Consider the following 3,499-nt stretch of genomic DNA (forward strand, 5'->3'; position numbering starts at 1 on the left):
TGGCTACGCTGCTCTAACCGCATTTGTTTTAGCCGGAGTCAGTTATGTCATGAGTAAACTACGTGTCTTGTCTCAATTAACTCTTTATATCAATGGGTTTATGACTTCAGGCGTCACGCTCGTCTATTATCACGTGGCTTCTTTAGCTCCTGTCAGAGGATCGTTATTGTTCTTCATTCCATTTATACTATTCTTGGTTTGGACAGTTGCTCAATACGGCGTTCAAGTTTCCGAAGCAGTTAAAGCGCATAGACAAACACAATCAGCATAATAAACACTAAACAAAACGCCCTCTTCCTGAAAATGGAAAGGGGCGTTTTTATGTATCGACGATAAGCAAATATTACGACTATTCAAACTTGATCGTTCGCTTTCTTTTCCTTGCTGACAAATAGATTCAATAGTTTATCAATTATATCGTTAATGGTAAAGCCAATAAGGGCAGCAATGGCCATTTGCATCCAGATATTCAGCTGATCAACTGGACTCATATTTAGAACCATAAAAATTAAATAGAATGCAATTACTGATTTGAAACCAAAAACAATCTTCTCTCTTTTTTCCATGTTTATACCCCTTGTAATATATGTTTATAGTTAATAATTGAAGTTAAAAAAACAGCTAGCTATGCTCACTCTTTTTAGAAACAACAAGCCAAAAAAGTAGCGCTTACATAATAATGTAACAGTTTACATAATCATACGCAAGAGCTAATTCTAAATTTGATTAACTTTCTCGTTTTATTGCCTTTAATGATTATTCACTTTTGTTTTCACTCATATAACCAGTTTAATAAATGATAAATAGAAGGCCTTTTCTTAAAAAGAAAAGGCCTTCTATTTGTTCTTAAATATATCTTTAATTTCAGATTCACTACGTGGCCGAATGCTTTTTGTATTGCCTCATTCTATTCTGATTTTTTCTCAACAGGGATCCATATTTCACAAAAAAGTTCGCCCGGCTTTCCCTCTTCGTAAAATTCAAAATCCGTCTCGTCAACTATTCTGTAGTCTGCATCGCGTTTGAATTCTGTGCTGATTTTATCCCATGTGTCACTGATGCATGTAGGATCATCTCCTATACATGGAAAAACTGCCCATAATCTGGATGTCAATTCCCACACACGATAACCTTGGGGAACCTCACTTCCATCATGCAGCATGCCAATCCCGTAATCAAAATAGTCCCTGTCTGTTGAAATGGGTGCACATACCCCATACATATCAGCTGTCGCCGAGTGTTCCCTTAAAACCTCCATAACGTCTGAGGCCATGCTTCTCTGCCAAAATTCAGGAATCGTATTCTCTGTATTTTCTTGGTCAGTAATTGTCTCATTTGGAAACTGTTCGACCTTGGCTATCAATTTAATGGGGTCTTTCTCTACAATTCTATAGTCCATGCTTGTTCCTCCATTCTTTGACCGTTTTATGTAAAAACCCACAAAAGAGCTTAAGAATATAATCAAGCTTATCGCTACAATGAATACGTTATCATTGTTATTATATATGTATACTATTTAATCGAGGAGAGTGATCATGAATCCAGTTGTGTTGCTTTTAAATATACCTCTTCACCGATCAATGATGTGGGATCCTGTTTTACGCATGCATTTTTATGAAAACACCTTTAATAAAGATGATCCATACGGAAAGGACTGATCACCTTGAAACAGAAAATATTATATTTTGTCATAATTGCCTTTTATATACTATTCGGACTCTTTTTCATCTGGCAATTGATCGCTTTAGACGGACGTTTGACATTGTTTTCCATTCTTTTATTTATCGCAACACTATTCAGTTACTATACTTCTAAATACCTGCTAAAGGATGATGACTGAGCGTTTATTACGCAATGAATATTTTTTCTCTAGTCACTCTATTCTTATAGATTTTAATGCAACACAAAATCACTCTTGCTGGTTCCTCTTTTCACAGCGATTTTTTCAAAGTTACGCACGGTGCGCCGTCTTCATAATAGATGTCAGACACTTTCGTGTAACCCAGTTTTTCGTAAAAACCGGTTGCACTTAGTTCGCTGTGTATGACTGATGTCGTACATCCCTGCTCTCTACCCAAGTCTTCCAGTTCTTTCACCACTGATTCTCCCAATCCTTTTTTCCGGTACTCTTTGAGAACTGCGATTCTCCCAGGGCGGACGGTGTCTGAGTCGATCTGTTTATATCGTCCGGTTGCCACAGGTTTCTCCCCATCATAAATAACCACATAGATCGTTTCGTCATGATCCTCTGTATCAAATTCTTCCTTGAGCGGAATACTTCGTTCCATAACAAACACCTGCATGCGAACATATAAAGCTGCGGCTCGATTCCATTTTTCTTTTCCAGTGTGTATTTTCATTGTAATCTCCTCTTTTCTTGAAAATATTTTCCCGAAATCAATTGTATGTACTGCATAGTTTTTCAATTCTTCATCTTGAGTCTTCAAATTTAGTATATCATAGAGAGACATGCGATATCGCTTTAGAAGGTGTCTCGCTCTTACACAAAAATAAACGACTTGTTCATTATGTTGATTAGGTTTTTCGGCTGATTTATGGGATTATAAGAGAGCACTTTATAATCGTATTAATAGTAAACCAGATCAGTAGATAGGCAAAATAAAATGATGAAGAGGGATACAATGAGAAACATAAAAATGACGATTGAATATGATGGCGGCCGCTATTTAGGCTGGCAGCGTCTTGGAGATTCAGACAAGACGATTCAGGGGAAAATCGAGAACGTCCTTTCACAACTGACAAAGGCTGACGTTGAGATCGTAGGCTCAGGACGCACTGACGCCGGAACACATGCCAGAGCACAAATCGCCAATTTCAAGACAGAGTCCACAATGGATCTGGGGGAAATGCAGAAAATTCTGATACACAATCTTCCTCAAGACATTATCGTCAAAAAACTGGAAGAAGTGCCTGAACGGTTCCACTCTCGCTATCATGCCAGTGGAAAACAGTACAGTTACTATGTTTTGAACCATATGATTCCTTCCGCATTCGAACGTAACTACAGTTTCTATTTTCCTGAGCCTCTGGATATCGATAAAATGCAAGAAGCTTGTTCTAAATTCATCGGTAGACACGATTTTGTCGGTTATTCAGCAATCAAGAAATCGAAAAAAACGACCGTCAGAACCCTGGAAAATATAACAATCGAAAAAGAAGGAAACATGCTGCACTTTACCTTCACAGGAGAAGGCTTCCTGCATAAGATGGTCCGAATCATAATGGGGACCATCCTCGATATCGGTGCTGGAACTATGGAGCTGGAAGTAATTGATGAGGTTTTCAAGAGCGGCATCCGAAGTGACGGAGGAAGAACCGTCCCTTCTCAAGGGTTGTTTTTAGATGAAGTCTATTACGATTAAAGATTCAATACTCACTTTATATATGTTCTTAGAGAGACTAAATTTAGTCTCTCTTTTTTATAGGTATGATTGAGTTCGCCTGCAAACTCACCGGTTTCGGGATCATATTCCTCGGC

7 protein-coding genes are annotated in these 3,499 nt (G+C 38.1%); 4 read left to right on the forward strand and 3 right to left on the reverse strand.

Going from position 1 to position 3,499, the window contains the following annotated elements; genetic code table 11:
• The coding region (locus R6U02_RS04655; protein ID WP_410262471.1) for a hypothetical protein at nucleotides 1-271 on the forward strand (271 nt) is incomplete at its 5' end.
• 82 nt (nucleotides 272-353) lie between these two features.
• Here R6U02_RS04655 and R6U02_RS04660 read toward each other — a convergent pair.
• Together R6U02_RS04660 and R6U02_RS04665 are read right to left on the reverse strand one after the other, a co-directional pair.
• Nucleotides 354-566, reverse strand: coding sequence for a hypothetical protein (locus R6U02_RS04660; RefSeq protein WP_410262472.1), 213 nt, complete (start codon nucleotides 564-566; stop codon nucleotides 354-356).
• A gap of 341 nt (nucleotides 567-907) precedes the next feature.
• Nucleotides 908-1,399: a GyrI-like domain-containing protein gene (locus R6U02_RS04665; RefSeq protein ID WP_410262473.1), complete on the reverse strand. Its 492-nt coding sequence runs from the start codon at nucleotides 1,397-1,399 to the stop codon at nucleotides 908-910.
• A 136-nt stretch (nucleotides 1,400-1,535) separates the two neighbouring features.
• Here R6U02_RS04665 and R6U02_RS04670 point away from each other — a divergent pair, with 136 nt between their 5' ends.
• Nucleotides 1,536-1,658 carry a hypothetical protein gene (locus tag R6U02_RS04670; protein ID WP_410262474.1) on the forward strand — a complete coding sequence of 41 codons (123 nt, stop codon included), beginning with the start codon at nucleotides 1,536-1,538 and terminating at the stop codon, nucleotides 1,656-1,658.
• Between the two features lie 5 nt (nucleotides 1,659-1,663).
• On the forward strand, nucleotides 1,664-1,840 hold the full coding sequence (locus R6U02_RS04675) for a hypothetical protein (protein WP_410262475.1): 177 nt from the start codon (nucleotides 1,664-1,666) through the stop codon (nucleotides 1,838-1,840).
• A 91-nt stretch (nucleotides 1,841-1,931) separates the two neighbouring features.
• Here the strand turns inward: R6U02_RS04675 and R6U02_RS04680 are convergent, their stop codons facing one another.
• The gene (locus tag R6U02_RS04680) at nucleotides 1,932-2,360 is read right to left on the reverse strand and encodes a GNAT family N-acetyltransferase (protein ID WP_410262476.1); all 429 of its coding nucleotides are present in this window, start codon (nucleotides 2,358-2,360) and stop codon (nucleotides 1,932-1,934) included.
• Nucleotides 2,361-2,642: 282 nt separating this feature from the next.
• Between R6U02_RS04680 and truA the strand changes: the two genes are divergently transcribed.
• A complete protein-coding gene (gene truA / locus R6U02_RS04685; RefSeq protein ID WP_410262477.1) occupies nucleotides 2,643-3,383 on the forward strand; it encodes a tRNA pseudouridine(38-40) synthase TruA in 741 nt (246 codons plus the stop codon).
• Nucleotides 3,384-3,499 lie beyond the last annotated feature (116 nt).

Origin of the sequence: Alkalibacterium sp. (assembly GCF_046484155.1) — a bacterium.
Classification (GTDB): Bacteria; Bacillota; Bacilli; order Lactobacillales; family Carnobacteriaceae_A; genus Alkalibacterium.

What these genes read in the sequence shown, in the direction of transcription:
- R6U02_RS04660 (WP_410262472.1), bottom strand. Translation starts at nt 566, where the DNA reads ATGGAAAAAAGAGAGAAGATTGTTTTTGGTTTCAAATCAGTAATTGCA.
- R6U02_RS04665 (WP_410262473.1), bottom strand. Translation starts at nt 1,399, where the DNA reads ATGGACTATAGAATTGTAGAGAAAGACCCCATTAAATTGATAGCCAAG.
- R6U02_RS04670 (WP_410262474.1), top strand. Translation starts at nt 1,536, where the DNA reads ATGAATCCAGTTGTGTTGCTTTTAAATATACCTCTTCACCGATCAATG.
- R6U02_RS04680 (WP_410262476.1), bottom strand. Translation starts at nt 2,360, where the DNA reads ATGAAAATACACACTGGAAAAGAAAAATGGAATCGAGCCGCAGCTTTA.
- truA (WP_410262477.1), top strand. Translation starts at nt 2,643, where the DNA reads ATGAGAAACATAAAAATGACGATTGAATATGATGGCGGCCGCTATTTA.